The sequence below is a fragment of the Variovorax sp. YR266 genome (assembly GCF_900107295.1).
In the GTDB taxonomy this organism is placed as follows: Bacteria; Pseudomonadota; Gammaproteobacteria; order Burkholderiales; family Burkholderiaceae_C; genus Variovorax.
Map to the genome: position 1 here is coordinate 1 of NZ_FNPM01000023.1, position 16,854 is coordinate 16,854.

Here is a 16,854-nt window from a genome sequence, read left to right on the forward strand (position 1 = left end):
GGGCATTCATGGCGAGTGCCATTCCACATGCTGCGCCAGGTCTTCGACATCTGATCGTTCAGCTGCGGTCAAGAGGGCCGTGAGCTGACGCTTACGAAAACAGGTGGTGCAGTCTACTTTTACGCGAGTCCACTTATGCCTCCCAAATTCACCATGCTGGTAGACGGAGTACAGCGAGCGCCGTCTTCGTTTGGCGTACCCGAAATGAGCCTCAGCTCTGCGCGAAGCCAGATGGAGAAACGGACCTTTGTCCTTTCATTCGAGGCCGCTGAGGTCGTCGCGCACCTTGATCCAATTTATGCGGCTTGGGTGATTGAGTCGAAGAAGGACGATGAACAATGTGGAGCACCGCAGGACGAGCTGGCAAAGGCGGGCTATCCCCGCCTTGATCTGGTCCTCAATTCACCATCACTTCTCGAACTCGTGATGGGTCACTACCTGTTCAACGATCTTTTCGGCCCTCAGACGTGGGACGGTCGAGATTCAATCGACTATTGGTTCGATCAAGTCATTGCCTGTACCTCAGATGAAGGCTCCATCAAGGTCGCTGGCATTTGCTACAGCAAGTTAGGTGGCCGGTCATCCCATCCTGACTCTGCATAGCCTCCCGACCTGCACGCTAGACTGCGGCTGTCGGCCACAAACGGACATTCAAACTTGATCATGAGCTTACTTGCACCAGTACCACTCTCTTGTTGTCTTGCTGCCGGCCTTAGCCTTCCTGTCGTGGCTATTGCTCAAGATCAAATGAGCCAACCGGGATACGAAAAATTCGATGCTGAACGAAGCATCGTGAAGCGGCACTTCTCCGGGGACTTGGAGTTGCGAGGTAAGTCCTTGACAGAGGCGCTCACATTGCTGATGCAGCAGCATTTTCTTTGCGGCATCGGCAGCGACGAAATTCCAGGGTTTGACCCTGAGCGATGGGGGTCACCCAGAAAGATTGCCTGCGTGCAGCGTCCATCATTTGATGAAGCGAATTGCAGGGGGTTAAGGCTATCTGTAAGAGGAAGTTGGCCCGTATCTAATTTGTCCCCAGAGCAAATCTACGACCAATTGGAGACATCGATAGTCAAGGGTTACAACGTGACATGTCCTTGGCCCCAAATGGTTTCGCTGCAATCTCTGATGATCGAGCGACCTAAGGCCGAGGTGAAGTTCGCAGCGTCAATAGAGCGATTAATGCTTGCAGGAAGATCGGCGCGCGAGGCCTACGGCCATTTCATGAAAGACTGCTTCAACTGTGGTTTACAAGTGGAGGAAGGAGCGGCAACGGCCGGCCAATCACCGCAACTGGTATGCGCCAGAACGCCCTCAAGGATCGCCGGGTGTTGGGAGGGGCGGGTGACGATGACTGTGCAGTGGCCCGACCCAGCCAAAATTTCTTCTAACGTGTTCCATCAAATGGATACGGCACGTATCTCTACGATCAAGACGGAGTGTGCCATTCCCAACGATCTGGAAGATTCGAACAAGAGCCTCAAGGGCTAGTCACTGCTGCCCTGATCTGTCTGAATTAGCTCAAGGGAAGACCGCTATCGAGGAGGCGCTGTGACTGCAACGGACCCAAAAACGACACTCGTTCCGCCCAGGAGCAGACGGCCGCCAGGAAATTTTTTCAGAACCCGTATCCGACTTAGAAAGGATGCAGGTAGCGACGGCGCGAGTTGGGGAAGTGCTGGCCGATCCATTGATCAAAGTCTGCGACAGACGAAACCGGGGCAGACCCACCGGTTGCCGGGAGGTACACACTGATCGATTTGCCGCTTTGAAGTAGCTCATGCAGGACTCGCAGCTTTGTTTCGAGCCACCTCACCGAACTAGCGGCATCGTAGTCATGAGCTTCCAACATCAGGAAAAACATGTCTTTTTCGACCGTCCCGCTTGATGACAGAGCAGCATCCATTTCGTAGACGCGGCTTGAATCAATTGAAGTCATAGTGTGCAATTGTGAGGAGGCGTCATATGTTCGCTTCTGGCCGGGGGCTGCCTTCTAGATATCGCGGCTGGGGAAGGCTTCTTCCAGCTGAGAAGCTAGTTTGGCCTGATGTCCATTGAGTGAGTCCGAAGCGCCGGTGCTCTGCAACCACAGTTCCTTCGCTTCAGGCAACGACAACCCGAAGCTCTCGCGAACCGCTCGAATTGCAGAAACTGGATCCCCTGTAGATGCAAGGACCTGTTCGAAATGTTGCGCCGCATTCATAGGTAGCTCCTGTGATCGATCAACTTTGCTCCACTGTAGGTAGGGGTGACAACCTTGCTGCGTACGCGCGAACGTCCGCTATCGGGCGTTCTGGGCCTGCTCGCCGAATGACGGGTCATGGCCGACTGTAGCCTGTCGCCACCTTGGCGCGTTGGGGCCCAAAGCGGCTGTAAGCATTGCTCCAAAGCGGTCACTTACGAAGCATCCGGCCCGGCTCTGGCTTACTTCTGCGATCTCTATGCGTGCTCTCCTTATGAAAGCACTATCCGACGCGAAGATCTCAACTCATAAAAGCGACTTGAACTACCTTCTACCTGCGCCCGAATTTGAACCTTTGCCGACAGTTCATACGTCCCACTGATTAGTTCATTCGGTCCATCCTGGTCCTCCAGCACATCGGCAGCTAGAACCAGTTCCGTTCCCGGCGAGATGACGAACTCTGCACCCGGAAGAAAGCTGGAAATGTTCTTGGTGTACCCCGCGCAAATATTGTCGTCGTCATCATTAATGAGAAGACATCCCGTGACGTGGATAGGGCCATGCAGCACAATTGCCTTCTCGAATTTCAATTGATAAAGAAACGGCAGGGACAACCCGTTCGACGTGTATGAGAAATCCTGCAAAAGCGCAATCGACAGTTTCATGATTTGATTGTTGGCACCAGAATAGATACTCAATCGCTGCAGCAGCGAGGGACCGCTCTTGGCCGTTTCGAGTCACAGTGTCGTCGACTCCTTCGCCCACAGTGAACACCAAGACGACCTATAGGAGAAAGTCAAAACCCATCTTTCTCGAGCTGCCGAATCGCCCTTGACTCTTTGTATTTGTGCACCTTCAAAAGGCGTTGTGCTTCACCGGCAACTCGCTCGGGTCTGAAGCCAGGCCACGCAGGAAGAAGGCGCATCAACTCGATCCAGTCTTCCTCCTGGTCGGTCCTCGGCTCGTCCAGCATGAGTGACGCTCGATAGGCAATCACCTTGCGAAGGTGAACTGATGCTCGCAAGTTGAGGCCGTATTCCGTCCTCGGAGGTAGCTCGTCATTCCAGATCAGACCGCCTGCCATCAAGTCGTAACTGCAGGTCGCCGTTGGGCTGTACTGGCAAGCCCTCAGCGTGTCCAACAACAAGGGACTGAACATCATGAACGGTGGACTGGGTGCTGTCATGGAAGGTCTGCTCCTGGCCGACTGAAGCCGGAGGGCGGTGGGTGACGCATGGCCCGTCAGTCCAAACCCACAGGAATACCGGTAGCGCCGTTCAGCTTAGTGATCCTCCGGCGGTCAGGATTCGTCTGTTCGTAGTCCACGCGGTAGTCAAGGTTGGAGTTCATAGTGAGAAGTAGAACTTTGAAGCTCACACCGCCCTCCCGTAGCTCGCGGGCCAATTCAGTCATCCCCTCGTAGAACGGCCCCTCCTTCATGGCGCTCAGAAGCGTTACCTCACCGGCTCGCTCAAACGACGCACTGGCGCTGTCCTGCAGCTCGTCGATGTAGTACCGAAAAAACACACGTGACCAGCCAGGAAACTTCTCCAACATGAGCCTCGCGCAGGTCTGCGCGAGTTCCACCACTATTTCAGAGTCGCGCTTGTTGGGGTGCGTCATATTTGCCTGGTTTCGGCCGAATTTTGCTTGGCAGGGTGAGCGACTGGTTGTGGCCGACTGTAGCCTCACGCACTGTTGGCGCAAAGGGCTCGAAGCGGAAGTTCGTCGCAAGGGAAAGCGGCCGGCCAGCTAGCAGTCGCCGGGTTCAGACCGTCTGGGGTCGAAGCCCAGACTCGAGCGCACCGTCGAGAGCTGCCCATAGCTTCGGCACCGTGTCTTCGCGTGGTTTTCCTCGATCAATATAAGCTGCCATCGCACGACGCGCATCTTCCTCGCGCCCTGAAAGTGCATGGCAAAATGCGGCTGCCACCGGCAACTGTGTGTACATGCCTGCCCCGGGGCGGTTACTCAGCGCGACAACCTGGTCGTATACCGAAGTCGCTTGCCTACCCAACTGCCAGAAGTCCTGCGCTTGTCGCACGGCGTTTGAAAGCCGAGGTGTCATGCCTTCAAGCAGGCCCTGTTCACCCCACATGTACGAGAGGTTGAGTTCTGCGGATTGTCCGTCGATGAACGCATCAAAGATTGCCGATTTCTCGGTGCGATGCCACTGCATTTTTCCCGCCACGAGGTGCGGCACAAAATCGAACGAATACCCCCATCGCGGGGCAATAACTCCGCCTTTGAGTTGTGCGTAGGCGAAGACACGGCGAACAGGCGCATCTTTGCTGTCGACCCAGTGAAGTGGCTTCACCTCGGCGAAGCGATCTGCACCGAGATATGTGGCAATCACGGGCCCCATGTGGGATTGAACCGTAGAAATGGTCAGAAGGTTGAAATCGCTCATGGAGGCGTTGTCTACGACGTTTTAGGACCAGCAAGCGCTCTGTTCGAATGTCCGGTCGTGGCCGATTGCTGGCTTCCAACGGACCTCAAGCCTGCAACGTTGCACGCCGCCATAAGTCCTCAAACTCTGCGAGGGACAGTTCGGTGAGGGCTCCGTCCCTTTCCATCTTTTCTATACCGGCCTCTGGAAATTCGGGATGGGTCGTGAAGTCATACTGCTCGTTGTTATGAGCGCTAGGGGTTGCCCACCAGAGCTCATGCTCGAAGCTGTTGATCATCCGAGTGATCATGCCGTCTTTGACTTCGCAATAGAAGAGTCCAGGAGTCCCTTCATGACTCTCGTTGTACGTTCGATAGTACTTTCTGATCGACTGCATGAGTTCGAGTATGTTGAATGAGGGTCCGGTAGAGAATGCCCGCTTGTGGCCGGCAACAGTAGCTGGAGCGCGTTCCTTTGCGGTCGCCGGGTATTCTGAAGGGCAAGGAGGGCCGAGGCGGTAGTACGGCGCGTCGCTAAGCGGCCAATCAGGAGAAACGCGCATGAGCGACGGTCAATGAGCCGCGCTACTTTCATGACAAGCCAATTTGACGTGAAGATCTCAACTCATGAGAGCGAATCGAGCCGTCTGGCGCCTGCACCCGCATTTGAACTTTTGCCGACAATTCATACTTCCCGCGGGTGAGTTCGTTCAGTTCACCCTCGTACTCCAGTGCGTCGACTGCTAGAACCAGTTCCCTTCCAGATGGGATAACTAGCTCCACACCGGGAAGACTGGAGATATTTTGGGCATACCCCGCCCACACATTGTCGTTCTCATCATTGACGAGCAGGCAAGCTGTCACGTGGATGGGGCCGTGCAGTACAACTGCCTTCTCAAATTTCAACCGATAGAGAAACGGCAATGACGATCCACCCGACATATACGAGAAGTCTTCCAAAAGCGAGGTCGACAGTTCCATGGTTCGATTGTTAACACCAGACTTGAGGTGGTCCAGCTCACAGCAGCAACGAAGGACCGCTCTTGGTCGATTCTCTCTGCAGAAGTGGCCAACAAAATCAACGATCAAATACGCGCTGCCAGCGTATTGAGCATCTTGGCGAGGCCAGTATCCGTTGAGCTATAGGGGTAGTCGAAGTATTCAATTTGCAGCCACTGCGCTTCCTGGCCAGGATGAACGTACTTCTCAAAATCGTCCACCAGCAACACTTGGTGTGGACGCACGCCAGGGACAAATTGAAGGTCTTTTGTCTCACCGTGCCAAGTGATGTACTCCATATCCGCAAACCAGTCGGGCGCGACTCTTTCGTCCACGAGCAAGCGCGCGATCTTTCTAAATCGTTCTTCCTTGACGGTGGTGAACATGACGATGCGGGGGAAAAGCTCGGCGCAACGAGTCAGGAACTCAGCCAAACCTGGCCGCGGTATCTGGCTCATGGCATTTGAGATCAAGGTGCCTTCGAGGTCGAGGGCAAGGACGTAGTTGTTCATGAATAGCCCCTGGATCGACTGAACTGGAGAGCGATCACTCGTCCCCCTGCGACCACTTAAGAGATCCTGCGGCCCAAGCCGTACCTTCCGCAAAGGCTACGGCTTCAGCAAGCGTGGGGAAGACTACGGACGCGTGTGCGGAATATGTACTTGGTGACGTTGGGGATGCCCACTGGACATCGAAGCCAGCGACCAAAGAGTCGTTGCGGATTTCTGGTGGATCTTGGCAGTCTCCCGTGCCATAGCGGACATTGCAATGCACAACACGGACACCCGTAGGAACCTGTCCGTCGTACAGCCATGTACCTTCTCTTGCGATTGCGTTCATGATCAGTTTGGATATCTGCTTGCGGCCGATAGTACCCGTCCGCGCGCGCCCTATCGAACGACAGAAACCAGTCGGAAGCGGGGGGCAGAGCCCGATCCCGAGCGACCGCTCTTGGTACTGAAGTCCACAATTGGCAAAGCCTCATCCAAAACCCATCCCGCCGCGTACACGCACCCACGGCACACACTCCGAAGTGCCCCCAACGAGGAACCCGCACATGCCGCAGGACATCGCATTCGCCATCCGCTGGGTCGAAAAGGGCCTCGTGCCCGACACTGTCGTCCGCCAGGGCATCCGCCGTCTGCTGAAAGACCGGCTCGCCGAACTGCACGCCGGCAACGCCCTGGCCGTGGCTGATCTGACGCAAGACTTCGTCGCCCGCATGGCCGCTGAAAACCTGGCGCCGCTGCCCGAAAAGGCCAACGAGCAGCACTACGAAGTGCCCGCCGCCTTCTTCGCCGAGGTGCTAGGCAATCACCGCAAGTACAGCAGCTGCTACTGGCCCGAGGGCACCCGCACGCTGGAAGATGCCGAGTCCGCCGCGCTGGCTGCCACCTGCGAGCGCGCCGGCTTGGGCAATGGGCAAGACGTGCTGGAGCTGGGATGCGGCTGGGGCTCGCTCACGCTGTGGATGGCCGAGCGCTATCCGGGCAGCCGGATCACGGCGCTGTCGAATTCGAATTCGCAGCGCGAGTACATCGAGATGCAGGCGGCGCAGCGGGGGCTGGGCAACGTGCGCGTGCTGACGCGCGACATCAACGTCTTCGACACCGACGAGCGCTACGACCGCGTGGTGTCCGTCGAGATGTTCGAGCACCTGCGCAACTGGCCGCAGGCTTTTGCCAATGTGGCGCGCTGGCTCAAGCCCGAGGGGCGCTTCTTCATGCATGTGTTTGCCCATCGCGAGGCGCCGTACCCTTTCGAGGTGCGCGACCCGAGCGACTGGATGAGCAAGTATTTTTTCTCCGGCGGCATGATGCCCAGCGACGACTTGGCGCTGCACTGCCAGGACGACTTGCGGCTGCTGCGCCGCTGGCGCTGGGAAGGCAGTCATTACCAGCGCACGGCCGAGGCCTGGCTGCGCAACATGGACGAGCGCCGCGACGCGCTGCGTCCGCTGTTCCAGGCCACGTATGGTGCCGAGGCCAATGTGTGGTGGACGCGCTGGCGGCTGTTCTTCATGTCGGTGGCGGAGCTGTTCGGCTTCGACCATGGGCAGCGCTGGTGGGTGAGCCACTATCTGTTCGAGCGCAGGGCATGAGCGGCGTGGCAGAGGTAGCGCTGGCGGGCCTGGCATGGACCGTATCGCTCGCGCTGCTGACGTGGGTGGTGAGCCTCGTGCGCCACGACGCCAGCCTTGTCGATCGCATGTGGCCGGTCTTCATCGTGGGCGCGGGCCTCGTGTATTTCGCGCTGCTGCCGGTGCAGACGGTGCGCGGGTTGTGGATGGCCGTGCTCGGCGCGGCATGGGCGGTGCGGCTGTGCCTGTACATCACTTGGCGCAACTGGGGCCACGGCGAAGACCGGCGCTACCAGGCGATTCGCGCGCGCAATCAGCCGAACTTCGGCTTCAGGAGCCTGTATCTCGTGTTTGCGTTGCAGGCGGTGCTGGCGTGGATTGTCTCCGCGCCTTTTCTGCCGGGTATGTTGGCGGCACGACCGCTGAGCGTGCTCGATGTGTCGGGCGTGGCACTGGCGCTGTTCGGCATCTTCTTCGAGGCCATTGGCGATGCGCAGATGGCGCGCTTCAGGTCCGACCCGAAGAATGCTGGCCAGGTAATGGACCGCGGCCTGTGGCGCTACACGCGGCACCCTAACTACTTCGGTGAGGCCTGCGTCTGGTGGGGCATCTGGCTGATGGCCATGGGCGGGGCAGGGTGGAGCGGCGCGTGGAGCGTGGTGTCGCCGCTGCTCATGACGTGGCTGCTGCTCAAGGTCTCGGGCGTGCGCATGCTCGAGGCCGACATCGGCGAGCGTCGCCCCGCATACCGCGAGTACATCGCGCGCACCAATGCCTTTGTTCCGGGGCCGGTGCGGCGGTGGCACTATCCGGATCAGTGAAGCCCTCGTTCAAAAGTCTGCTGATGCGCATCGTCCTCTGGAGCACGGCAATCGTCGCGCTGGTCGTCCTCGTGGGCGTCGTGTACGAGCAGGTCGGCCGCTACCGCGCGGCGCGCGACTTTCCCGCGCCGGGAAAGATGGTCGACATCGGCGGGCGAAAGATCCAGCTGGATTGCCGGGGCTCGGGCTCGCCCACCGTCGTGTTCGAGGCGGGGCTGAGCGTCGACGGTTCGTTGAGCTGGTCGGCCGTGCAGTCGAAGATCGCGGCACACACGCGTGCGTGCTCGTACAGCCGCGCGGGTTTGATGTGGAGCGACGCTTCGGATGCACCCTATAGCGCCAGGCAGGTGGCACAAGACCTTCACGAAGCGTTGACCCGCGCGGGCGAGCACGGCCCCTTCGTGCTGGTCGGCCAGTCGCTGGGCGGTCTTTATGCGACGAGCTTCACGAAGTACTTCGGCGCCGAGGTGGCGGGGCTGGTTCTTGTCGACCCATCGCATCCGGACCAGGTCGCGCGTGTCGCGGCTTTCATGACGGAGACGCGGTCGCTGCGCTCCCGCATCGCCGTGTGGCTTGCGTGGTCCGGCCTGCTGCGCGCGGCGGCTCCTTCGCTGCTGCCGCAGGCGCCGAACCAGACGGCGCGCGATGCACAGGCGGTTCGTGCCTTTGCGCCGAAGTCGATGGTCACGCAACTGGTGGAGAGCGATGCGACCGATGCGTCGCTCGCCGAGGCCGGTGCCTTCCGGAATCTGGGCAACCGGCCGCTGGTGGTGCTCACCGCCATGGCACCGTACACCGAAGCGGAACTCCGGGGAATGAAGATCACGTCCGAGCAGGGCAAGCAGGTGCAGGCCATCTGGGAGAAGCTGCACGAGGACATGGCGACATGGTCCTCGCGCAGCACGCACCGGCTGTTGCCGAACGCCGGGCATGACATCCAGTTCGACGACCCGGCTGCGGTAATCGATGCGGTGATGTCAGTCGTCGAAACGGTCCGCGCGGACCGCGACAACGGGTCGCACTGACGCCGCGCCTCACCAGCGGATCTTCACGCCCACGCTGCCGTTGACTCCGCTCTTCGTGCGCGTCGCGCCGCCCGAGTCCCACAGCTTGCCGAGTTCCGCATACACGCTGGTGCTTGGCGTCAGCTGCAGCGTGGCGCCCACCGCTAGCTCGGTGCTCGTGCCGCCTGTGCGGGTGGCGATGTCGGTGTACGCGGCCGGGCCGATGAAGCGGCTGACGTCGGTGCCGCTGCTGCTGCGGTAGACATTGGCCCGCACATAGGGCTGCAGCAGGCCGGCGGAAGTGGCGATCTCGCCCTTGACCCGCACGCCCGCGCGCGCCAGCCAGCCGTTGTGGCTGTCTTGTTGCACCAGGGCGCCCGTGATGCTGCCGTCGTCGAGGTTCACGCGCTGGTGCACCAACTGCAACTGGGGCTCGATGGTCCAGCCCGGGGCGATGTTGAAGGCCTGGCCGACCTCGATGGAGGCCAGCAGGCTGCTGCCCTTGCCGGAGCTGCCGAAGCCCAGCGTGGGCGACACGGTGTAGCGGTGGCGCCCGGCCTGCAGCACGCCGTCGACGTACAGGCCGCTGTCGTTCTTCCAGGTGGCGTAGGCGCCCAGGTACTGGCTGCGCAGGTCGTTGGAGCCGGCTGCGTAGTTCACGATGCCGCGCGCGAAGCCGGTCACGCTCATGTCGCCGTCGAGCTGGCCGACGTAGACGCCGGCGCGCCAGTTGGCATCGGCCCACAGGTCGGTGCCGGCCTGGAAGCCCGTGAGGCGCCCCTTGCTGGTGGGGCTGACGGTGCCGCTCTGGCTGATGGTGCGGTCGGTGCTGATGACGCGGGCCCAGGCCTGGCGGTAGCCCTGGTCTGGCGTGGCGGTGTTGGCGCCGGTCGGGCCGTCGTCGCCGACGCGCTGATGCATGTTGCCGAGCATCGCCAGGTTGGACTGGCGGAACTGCTCGGGCAGCGCGGCGTAGAGCGGCACTTCGGTGCGGTAGGTGGGCACGGTCACGCCGCCGCCGCCGCTTCCGCCACCGCTGGCCGGTGGAACGACGGTGGCAGTGGAGCGCAAGTACCAGTTCTCGCCCGCGCCACTTGCGTCGGCGGCGTACAGCCGGTACTCGTAGGCGCCGGCATCGACGTGGCCGCCTGCCAGGGCGAAGGCGCTCTTCGTGGTCTGTGCGGTGGTCGTCGCCCCGTTCAGCGCGCTCACGACTTCGATGCCGCTGCCGCTGGTCAGCGCGCCCAGGCCTCCGAGGTTGGTGATCTGCACGTTGGTCGTGCCGCTGGCAATGGCGGTGCTGCCGCTGAGGATCAGCCGGTCGCTTGCGCTGCTGCTGTCGCCCAGCGCCGTGCCAAGGCGCAGCGTGCCGCCGCTGCCCACCCACGGGCCGGTCACCGTGAGGGTGGTGCCGGGCGCGGTACCCACCAGCGAGACGGTGCCGCCGTTGGCCATCGACGCGATGGTCTGGCTCCGGCCGGCCAAGTCGAGCGTGGCGCCCGATGCGACCGTGAAGGCGCTGGCGCTGCTGAGTGCGTTGGCCGCACCGGCGCGCAAGGTGCCGGCGGCGACGTTGGTGGCGCCGGTGTAGATGTTGGCGCCGGCCAGGGTCAGGGTGCCTGCACCGCTCTTCACCAGGTCGCCGGCGCCCGAGATCGGGCCCGACCAGCCCATGTCGTGGCCGTTGGTGTTGATGGTGCCCGTGCCGCCCAGCAGCAGGGCATTGCTCATGCTCAGGCCATCGGCGCCGGCAATCACGCTGGCGGTGGCGCCACTGTCGATGGCAACGGCGCCCGTCAGCGCCGCGCCGGCGTTCAGGGTCAGGCTGTTGCTGCCGCCGGTGAATTCCACGGCCGACGCACGGGTGAGGCCGTCGCCGGCCAGTCCGCCCGAGATGGAGCCGCTGTTGGCAATGGTGAGGTTGGCGCCCATCACGCCGACGCCGCCCACACCGTTGGCGCCGCTCGCGCCCCCGTTGCTGTTGGCTCCACCGGCGCTGCCGGCCCCGCCGGTGATGGAGCCGCTGTTGGTGATCGTTGCGCTGGCGCCCGTGGCCCACAGGCCGATGCCGCCGTCGCCGCCAGCCCCCGGCGCACCGGTGCCGCCCGCGCCGCCGCCACCGGCTCCGCCTGCACCCCCTGCGCCACCAGTGACCGTGCCGGTGTTGGTCACCGACACCGCGCTGCCAGCCAGCGTGATGCCGTTGCCGCCGGCCCCGCCGCCGCCGCCCGATGCGTTGCTGCGCGCCGGCAGCAGTTCTGCCCCGCCGGTGCCGCCCGCACCGCCAGCGATGGTGCCGCTGTTGGTGAAGGTGAGCCCCGCCGTCGTGGCATTCAGGAAGAACCCGCCGCCGCCACTGCCGCCGCCGCCGGCTTGCGAGAAGGCATTGCCGCCATTGCCGCCCGCGCCGCCCGTGGAACTGCCGGAAGCCGTGTAGTTGCCGGTCGGCCCGATGAGGATGGAGCCGAAGCCGCCCGCGCCGCCGCCGCCGGCAGCCCAATAGCCGTTGCCGCCCACGCCCCCGGTGCCGCCGGTGTAGCTGTTGGAAGAGGAGGCAACGGCGCTGCCGATCGACGAGCCCTGGAATCCGCCGCCACCGCCGCCGCCATATCCGTTGCCGTTGGCTGCGTCGCCGGTCTGCGATTGGCCCGCGCCGCCGTTGTCGCCCTGCAGCACGCCGGGGCTGACGACGTTGCTGGTCGTGCCCGCCGCGCCGCCTGTGCCTGCGGTAGCGCCGGCAAAGGAGCCGATGTTGGCAGTGGAGCCCGCCGTAACGCCGGCATCGGTCGACGATCCGCCGGCTCCGCCGTTCGCGCCCACCGTGGTGTCGTTGAGCCCGCCGCTGCCACCGCTGCCGTTGCTGCCGCCCGCGCCGGCGTGCAGCGAAGGGTCGCCGACGGGCTGGCCGCCAGCGCCGCCGGCCGCCATCGCCGGCCCGGCGCCCAGGAGCAGCACCGCGACGGCGACGGCCCCCAGTTCGCCCAGTCTGGCTGACCGTGCGTGGCCGCGAGATGTTTCGGGAGCGGCTACCCAAGTGCCGAGCGTTGGATTCCAGAGGGTGCGAAAAATCTTGTTCATGGCTTCAATTTGTTCGTTTGTTGTTACCTGACAGGCAGGCTCCCGTGCGCAGGTGCGCTCTCTCTTGCGTCTGCGCGTTCCGTCGTTTTCCATTTACAAGTCAAAAATGTAAGTACGCGTACACGCTGGCGATATGCCTGAAAGCGGGTACCCCCTGAGGGAGTGATAGGCGAGGAACGGGAGCACCAGGCCCGTCCCGAGGCTGCGTATTGAGGCCTACGGCACTACAGGCGCAGCGCCGTCTGACGCAGGTCTACCCTGAACTGCGTCTGAAAGTAACCAATGATTCGCGACGGATACAAAGATCCGGCTCGCGAGGCGAGCTACGTGCCCGGCCTTTGGGAGATCGCCAGGCGCGCGGCCAGGCCGGCCAGCACCGAGCCCATCGCATAGCGCTGCACGGCCAGCCAATGAGGGTTGTGCTCGAACCATCCGGCAATGCGGGAGGCAGACATAGCCATGGTCAGCAGCACGACAAAGCTGATCGCGATCTGCGTGGCGCCGAGGATCAGGCTCTGCGCGAACAAGGAGCCGTGCTCCGGCGAAATGAACTGCGGGAACAGCGAGAGATAGAAGAACGCGACCTTCGGATTCAGCAGGTTCGTCAGCAACCCCATGACGAAGAGCTTGCGGGGCGAGTCATGCGGCAGCTGCCGCCCCTGGAACGGCGAGCGCGCGCCGGGCCGAACAGCCTGCCAGGCCAAATACGCCAGGTACACAGCGCCCGCCCACTTCAGCAGCTCATACGCCAGCGGCACGGTCACGAACAACGCCGAGAGGCCCAGCGCGGCCGCCATCATGTGCGCGATGAACCCGGCGAGCACGCCGAGCAGCGAAACAAAACCGGCCTGTCGACCTTGGCAGATCGACCGCGAGATCAGATACACCATGTTGGGCCCGGGCGTGATGGCCAGCAAAACCACGGCACCGGCAAAGATCGCCAGATCGGTCAGGGGGACCATGGCAGCCTCCGTGCGGAAGACGACGTGACGATGCGCAGCACCGCGGCGCTTGCTCCATCGCTCTGGACCACGACCGGCCCGTTGTGATGCAGCAGCAGCGATTCGCCGCTGGCGACGAAGTGGTCGTCGAGGTCGCCGGGTTCGGTGAGCCACACGCGGCCGCTCGTCACTTCGAGGCGTGCGCCGGCGCGGTGGCGCAGCGTGCGCGCCTCGCCGATGGGTAGCGTCATGAGAGACGGGGCGGATGCGCCGTGGCGTGTTCCGGGCGATGGGGTGTGAGTGAGTGTGTTCATGGACTCGACAGTAGAGATCGGGCCCCAAGTCGCACAGCCACAGGCATTCGCCATCTGGAGTGGTACAGACCGGGCGCAGCCGCATCTGTGCCAGTCGCGGCGGCCGTCATCTGTACCTGTCGGGCCACTTCGGCGCGGTACAGAATGCGGCCATGCCCGAGCACGACCAAGCCGAGGTGCTGTACCTGCAGATCGCCGAATCGATCGCCATGCCGATCCGCACCGGCACGCTCGCGCGGGGCGAGCGCATTCCGTCGGTGCGCGAACTGGCGCGGCATCACAGCGTGTCGCTGGGCACGGTGGTGCAGGCCTACCGCATGCTGGAGGATTCGCGCCTGATCGTGGCGCGGCCGCGCTCGGGCTACTTCGTCGCGGCCCGCCCGCCGAGGCCACCCGAGCCAGAAACCTCGAACCCGCCTGCGGACTCGATGGCGGTCGATGTCAGTTCGCTCGCAGCGCGCGTGATGCAGCTCGCGCACGACCCGGGCTACGTTTCCTTCGGCGCCGCATGCCCGAGCGCCGACCTGTTTGCCGAAGAGCGCGTGCGCCGCGCAACCAGCCGCGCCGTGCAGCGCCATCGCGCAACGCTCACCCAATACATCGTCGGCTCCGGCGATGAGAGCCTGCGCCGCGCAATCGCGCGCCATGCGCTGCGCATGGGCTGCCAGCTCGACGCGCGCGACATCGTCGTGACGAACAGCTGCCTCGAGTCGATCACGCTCTGCCTGCGCGCGGTAACGCAGCCCGGCGACGTGGTCGCGCTCGAATCGCCAACGCTCTTCAGCTTTCTGGAGATCCTCGAAGACCTGCACCTGCGTGCGCTGGAAATTCCGACGCATCCGCGCACCGGAATCTCACTCGACGCGCTGCAGCTGGCCTTCGAAACGCAGCCGGTGAAAGCCGTGCTCGCCGTGCCCACGCTCTCCAATCCGATGGGCGCGAGCATGCCGCCGGCCGACCGGCGCCGCCTCGCGCAGATGGTTGCCGAACGCGGCATCCCGTTGATCGAGGACGTCACCTACAACGACCTTGCCGAGCAGGACGAGCAGCGCCGTGCTGTGCGCTCCTTCGACACCACGGGGCACGTGATGCTGTGCTCCTCGTTCTCCAAGACGGTTGCGCCGGGGCTGCGATTAGGCTGGGTCGATGCCGGGCGCTGGGGTACGAAGGTCGCGCGCATGAAGCAGGTGACCAGCGGCAGCCAGTCGGCGATGCTGCAGCGCGCAATGGCCGACCTGCTGATGCAGCCGGGCATCGAGGCCAACTATCGCCAGATGCGCTCGACCATCGCGGCGCGCGTCGATGAAGTGCGCGGGCTCATCGCACAGCACTTTCCGAAGGGCACGCGCGTCACCGATCCTCCGGGCGGGTTCATCCTGTGGGTCGAACTGCCGCACGGCACCGATTCGCTCGCGCTGTTCCAGGCCTGTCTTGCCGAGGGCATCGTCATTGCTCCAGGCACGATGTTCAGCGCCACGAACCACTTTCGCCACTGCATCCGGCTGGGGCTCGCCGGCCGCTGGGACGATGCCCATCGCCATGCACTGCGGCGCGTGGGCGCGTTGGCGGAGGCCATGTCAACGCCGCGCTGAACGGCTGGTGCGTTTCTTCTGGCCGTGCCCGAGGCTTTGGAGGTACGCGCAGAACATGTCGGCCATGGCGTCTGCATAGGCTTCGATCTCCGCGTCGGTTCGCGGGCTTTCCGAGAACTGCTTTCCCACCGCGCTGAACGTCGTCGTGATCAGGTCGCCGGCCAACGCGCGCGTGGCTTCGGAGGCATCGGGCAGGGCCTCTTGCATGAAGGCCTGCACGGTGCGGTCTCCGGCGGCCCTGGCCTCATGCGCCTCGGGTGCGTCCCGGTAGAGCGGGGCGGCGTCGCTCAGCGCCACGCGCATTCCGGCTTCTTCGCACTCCGAGCGGATGAAGGCGTGCACCAGCATGCGCAGCCGCTCCAGCGGTGGCCTTTGTGCGTCGTCGAGGATGCCGCACAGCATCTCCGTCGTCTGCCGCCATTCGTCGCTCTGGAGGCGAAAGAGGATCGACGCCTTGTTCGGAAAGTACTGATACACCGACCCGACACTGACGCCAGCCCTCTCGGCCACTCGCGTGGTGGTGAAGCGGTGCGCGCCTTCCTTCGCCAAAACCTGAAGGGCGGCTTCGAGGATCGTGGCGACGAGCCCGGTCGAGCGGGCCTGCTTGGGCTGTCTTCTAGAGGAGATTTGTGCGCTTCGGCGTTCGGTCATCGGTGGGGCTCGCAACGCGAATAGGAAATGTGAATGTTCCTTCATATTATGAGCACTCGTTCACTCCAACACGAAGACCCCTGTGACAACCCTGACCACCACACCGCTTGCGCCCTTGCTGGAGCGCCTGTTCGAAGAGGCCGCCGCCGCGTCGCCTGCAATGAGCTCCGCAGTCGCCGATCTCTCCAGCGAAGAGCGCACGCGCCTGATGCGCAGCAAGACCGACTACCTCGACTTCTACGCAAAGCTGAAGGACGTTCCGCTCCCCGTCTCGCGCGAGACGGGCGCGCTGCTCTACATGCTGGCGCGCAACAGCGGCGCGCGAACTGTCGTCGAGTTCGGAACCTCGTTCGGCATCTCGACCCTGCACCTCGCCGCGGCCCTTCGGGACAACGGTGGCGGGCGCCTCATCACCACCGAGTTCGAGCCGTCCAAGGTGGCGAGGGCTCGCCAGAACCTGGCGGCCGGCGGCCTCGACGACCTGGTCGAAATCCGCGAGGGAGACGCGCTGCAGACGCTGAGCGCTGACCTCCCGGAATCGATCGACCTGCTGCTGCTCGACGGTGCCAAGGCGCTCTATCCCGAGATCCTGGAGCTGGTCGAGAGCCGCCTCCGGCCGGGCGCTTTCATCGTCGCCGACAACGCCGACTACAGCCCCGACTACCTGGCGCACGTGCGCTCGCCTGAAGCGGGCTACATGTCCACGCCGTTCGGCGGAGATGTCGAGCTGTCGATGCGGCTCGGCTGACAACAACACCGGCGCGGACACAGCGTCCGCGGTGCCAGTCGCACTGGCCGTAAGCG

Annotated in this window: 20 protein-coding genes; 7 read left to right on the forward strand and 13 right to left on the reverse strand. The window is 63.1% G+C overall.

Going from position 1 to position 16,854, the window contains the following annotated elements:
• Nucleotides 1-204: 204 nt before the first annotated feature.
• Nucleotides 205-603, forward strand: coding sequence for a hypothetical protein (locus BLW48_RS33155; RefSeq protein ID WP_143047856.1), 399 nt, complete (start codon nucleotides 205-207; stop codon nucleotides 601-603).
• Nucleotides 604-663: 60 nt separating this feature from the next.
• Entirely contained in the window at nucleotides 664-1,491 is an 828-nt protein-coding gene (locus BLW48_RS35255; RefSeq protein ID WP_143047857.1) for a hypothetical protein, read from the forward strand.
• Nucleotides 1,492-1,636: 145 nt separating this feature from the next.
• Here BLW48_RS35255 and BLW48_RS33160 read toward each other — a convergent pair whose 3' ends face one another.
• From BLW48_RS33160 to BLW48_RS33190, 9 genes are all read right to left on the reverse strand, one after another.
• Nucleotides 1,637-1,939: a hypothetical protein gene (locus BLW48_RS33160; protein ID WP_093179915.1), complete on the reverse strand. Its 303-nt coding sequence runs from the start codon at nucleotides 1,937-1,939 to the stop codon at nucleotides 1,637-1,639.
• 54 nt (nucleotides 1,940-1,993) lie between these two features.
• The gene (locus BLW48_RS35260) at nucleotides 1,994-2,203 is read right to left on the reverse strand and encodes a hypothetical protein (RefSeq protein ID WP_143047858.1); all 210 of its coding nucleotides are present in this window, start codon (nucleotides 2,201-2,203) and stop codon (nucleotides 1,994-1,996) included.
• A 251-nt stretch (nucleotides 2,204-2,454) separates the two neighbouring features.
• The gene (locus BLW48_RS33165; RefSeq protein ID WP_093179917.1) at nucleotides 2,455-2,847 is read right to left on the reverse strand and encodes a hypothetical protein; all 393 of its coding nucleotides are present in this window, start codon (nucleotides 2,845-2,847) and stop codon (nucleotides 2,455-2,457) included.
• Nucleotides 2,848-2,978: 131 nt separating this feature from the next.
• Nucleotides 2,979-3,368 (reverse strand): hypothetical protein, encoded by a 390-nt coding sequence (locus BLW48_RS33170; RefSeq protein ID WP_143047859.1) that lies wholly within the window; start codon nucleotides 3,366-3,368, stop codon nucleotides 2,979-2,981.
• Nucleotides 3,369-3,424: 56 nt separating this feature from the next.
• Nucleotides 3,425-3,805, reverse strand: a complete 381-nt coding sequence (locus tag BLW48_RS33175; RefSeq protein WP_093179920.1) for a hypothetical protein — start codon at nucleotides 3,803-3,805, stop codon at nucleotides 3,425-3,427.
• Between the two features lie 145 nt (nucleotides 3,806-3,950).
• A complete protein-coding gene (locus BLW48_RS33180; protein ID WP_093179921.1) occupies nucleotides 3,951-4,592 on the reverse strand; it encodes a hypothetical protein in 642 nt (213 codons plus the stop codon).
• Between the two features lie 85 nt (nucleotides 4,593-4,677).
• Nucleotides 4,678-5,133 (reverse strand): hypothetical protein, encoded by a 456-nt coding sequence (locus BLW48_RS35690; RefSeq protein ID WP_218137561.1) that lies wholly within the window; start codon nucleotides 5,131-5,133, stop codon nucleotides 4,678-4,680.
• 28 nt (nucleotides 5,134-5,161) lie between these two features.
• Complete coding sequence (locus tag BLW48_RS35265; protein ID WP_143047860.1) at nucleotides 5,162-5,551, reverse strand: hypothetical protein; 390 nt, start codon at nucleotides 5,549-5,551, stop codon at nucleotides 5,162-5,164.
• A 104-nt stretch (nucleotides 5,552-5,655) separates the two neighbouring features.
• Complete coding sequence (locus BLW48_RS33190; protein ID WP_093179924.1) at nucleotides 5,656-6,081, reverse strand: NIF family HAD-type phosphatase; 426 nt, start codon at nucleotides 6,079-6,081, stop codon at nucleotides 5,656-5,658.
• A gap of 545 nt (nucleotides 6,082-6,626) precedes the next feature.
• Between BLW48_RS33190 and BLW48_RS33195 the strand changes: the two genes are divergently transcribed.
• The 3 genes from BLW48_RS33195 to BLW48_RS33205 are packed head-to-tail and all read left to right on the forward strand — an operon-like array spanning nucleotide 6,627 to nucleotide 9,495.
• Nucleotides 6,627-7,670 (forward strand): SAM-dependent methyltransferase, encoded by a 1,044-nt coding sequence (locus tag BLW48_RS33195; protein WP_093179926.1) that lies wholly within the window; start codon nucleotides 6,627-6,629, stop codon nucleotides 7,668-7,670.
• Nucleotides 7,667-8,470: a DUF1295 domain-containing protein gene (locus tag BLW48_RS33200; protein WP_093179927.1), complete on the forward strand. Its 804-nt coding sequence runs from the start codon at nucleotides 7,667-7,669 to the stop codon at nucleotides 8,468-8,470. The genes BLW48_RS33195 and BLW48_RS33200 overlap by 4 nt, the downstream gene beginning before the upstream one ends.
• A gap of 23 nt (nucleotides 8,471-8,493) precedes the next feature.
• Complete coding sequence (locus tag BLW48_RS33205) at nucleotides 8,494-9,495, forward strand: alpha/beta fold hydrolase (RefSeq protein WP_093179976.1); 1,002 nt, start codon at nucleotides 8,494-8,496, stop codon at nucleotides 9,493-9,495.
• Nucleotides 9,496-9,504: 9 nt separating this feature from the next.
• On the opposite strand, the gene BLW48_RS33210 is transcribed toward BLW48_RS33205, so the two are convergent.
• The 3 genes from BLW48_RS33210 to BLW48_RS33220 form a co-directional block, all read right to left on the reverse strand.
• Nucleotides 9,505-12,552: an autotransporter outer membrane beta-barrel domain-containing protein gene (locus BLW48_RS33210; RefSeq protein WP_093179929.1), complete on the reverse strand. Its 3,048-nt coding sequence runs from the start codon at nucleotides 12,550-12,552 to the stop codon at nucleotides 9,505-9,507.
• 323 nt (nucleotides 12,553-12,875) lie between these two features.
• Entirely contained in the window at nucleotides 12,876-13,514 is a 639-nt protein-coding gene (locus BLW48_RS33215; RefSeq protein WP_093059450.1) for a LysE family translocator, read from the reverse strand.
• Nucleotides 13,502-13,807, reverse strand: coding sequence for a DUF2917 domain-containing protein (locus tag BLW48_RS33220; RefSeq protein ID WP_177192894.1), 306 nt, complete (start codon nucleotides 13,805-13,807; stop codon nucleotides 13,502-13,504). Before BLW48_RS33220 ends, BLW48_RS33215 begins: the two co-directional genes overlap by 13 nt.
• Before the next feature lie 152 nt (nucleotides 13,808-13,959).
• Between BLW48_RS33220 and BLW48_RS33225 the strand changes: the two genes are divergently transcribed.
• The gene (locus BLW48_RS33225) at nucleotides 13,960-15,399 is read left to right on the forward strand and encodes an aminotransferase-like domain-containing protein (RefSeq protein WP_093179977.1); all 1,440 of its coding nucleotides are present in this window, start codon (nucleotides 13,960-13,962) and stop codon (nucleotides 15,397-15,399) included.
• Here BLW48_RS33225 and BLW48_RS33230 read toward each other — a convergent pair.
• Nucleotides 15,385-16,095, reverse strand: coding sequence for a TetR/AcrR family transcriptional regulator (locus BLW48_RS33230; protein WP_371127584.1), 711 nt, complete (start codon nucleotides 16,093-16,095; stop codon nucleotides 15,385-15,387). The genes BLW48_RS33225 and BLW48_RS33230 overlap by 15 nt on opposite strands.
• 37 nt (nucleotides 16,096-16,132) lie before the next feature.
• Here BLW48_RS33230 and BLW48_RS33235 point away from each other — a divergent pair, with 37 nt between their 5' ends.
• Complete coding sequence (locus BLW48_RS33235) at nucleotides 16,133-16,798, forward strand: O-methyltransferase (protein ID WP_093179931.1); 666 nt, start codon at nucleotides 16,133-16,135, stop codon at nucleotides 16,796-16,798.
• The last annotated feature ends 56 nt before the right edge of the window (nucleotides 16,799-16,854 follow it).

What these genes read in the sequence shown, in the direction of transcription:
- BLW48_RS33155 (WP_143047856.1), top strand. Translation starts at nt 205, where the DNA reads ATGAGCCTCAGCTCTGCGCGAAGCCAGATGGAGAAACGGACCTTTGTC.
- BLW48_RS35255 (WP_143047857.1), top strand. Translation starts at nt 664, where the DNA reads ATGAGCTTACTTGCACCAGTACCACTCTCTTGTTGTCTTGCTGCCGGC.
- BLW48_RS33160 (WP_093179915.1), bottom strand. Translation starts at nt 1,939, where the DNA reads ATGACTTCAATTGATTCAAGCCGCGTCTACGAAATGGATGCTGCTCTG.
- BLW48_RS35260 (WP_143047858.1), bottom strand. Translation starts at nt 2,203, where the DNA reads ATGAATGCGGCGCAACATTTCGAACAGGTCCTTGCATCTACAGGGGAT.
- BLW48_RS33165 (WP_093179917.1), bottom strand. Translation starts at nt 2,847, where the DNA reads ATGAAACTGTCGATTGCGCTTTTGCAGGATTTCTCATACACGTCGAAC.
- BLW48_RS33170 (WP_143047859.1), bottom strand. Translation starts at nt 3,368, where the DNA reads ATGACAGCACCCAGTCCACCGTTCATGATGTTCAGTCCCTTGTTGTTG.
- BLW48_RS33175 (WP_093179920.1), bottom strand. Translation starts at nt 3,805, where the DNA reads ATGACGCACCCCAACAAGCGCGACTCTGAAATAGTGGTGGAACTCGCG.
- BLW48_RS33180 (WP_093179921.1), bottom strand. Translation starts at nt 4,592, where the DNA reads ATGAGCGATTTCAACCTTCTGACCATTTCTACGGTTCAATCCCACATG.
- BLW48_RS35690 (WP_218137561.1), bottom strand. Translation starts at nt 5,133, where the DNA reads ATGCGCGTTTCTCCTGATTGGCCGCTTAGCGACGCGCCGTACTACCGC.
- BLW48_RS35265 (WP_143047860.1), bottom strand. Translation starts at nt 5,551, where the DNA reads ATGGAACTGTCGACCTCGCTTTTGGAAGACTTCTCGTATATGTCGGGT.
- BLW48_RS33190 (WP_093179924.1), bottom strand. Translation starts at nt 6,081, where the DNA reads ATGAACAACTACGTCCTTGCCCTCGACCTCGAAGGCACCTTGATCTCA.
- BLW48_RS33195 (WP_093179926.1), top strand. Translation starts at nt 6,627, where the DNA reads ATGCCGCAGGACATCGCATTCGCCATCCGCTGGGTCGAAAAGGGCCTC.
- BLW48_RS33200 (WP_093179927.1), top strand. Translation starts at nt 7,667, where the DNA reads ATGAGCGGCGTGGCAGAGGTAGCGCTGGCGGGCCTGGCATGGACCGTA.
- BLW48_RS33205 (WP_093179976.1), top strand. Translation starts at nt 8,494, where the DNA reads ATGCGCATCGTCCTCTGGAGCACGGCAATCGTCGCGCTGGTCGTCCTC.
- BLW48_RS33210 (WP_093179929.1), bottom strand. Translation starts at nt 12,552, where the DNA reads ATGAACAAGATTTTTCGCACCCTCTGGAATCCAACGCTCGGCACTTGG.
- BLW48_RS33215 (WP_093059450.1), bottom strand. Translation starts at nt 13,514, where the DNA reads ATGGTCCCCCTGACCGATCTGGCGATCTTTGCCGGTGCCGTGGTTTTG.
- BLW48_RS33220 (WP_177192894.1), bottom strand. Translation starts at nt 13,807, where the DNA reads ATGAACACACTCACTCACACCCCATCGCCCGGAACACGCCACGGCGCA.
- BLW48_RS33225 (WP_093179977.1), top strand. Translation starts at nt 13,960, where the DNA reads ATGCCCGAGCACGACCAAGCCGAGGTGCTGTACCTGCAGATCGCCGAA.
- BLW48_RS33230 (WP_371127584.1), bottom strand. Translation starts at nt 16,095, where the DNA reads ATGAAGGAACATTCACATTTCCTATTCGCGTTGCGAGCCCCACCGATG.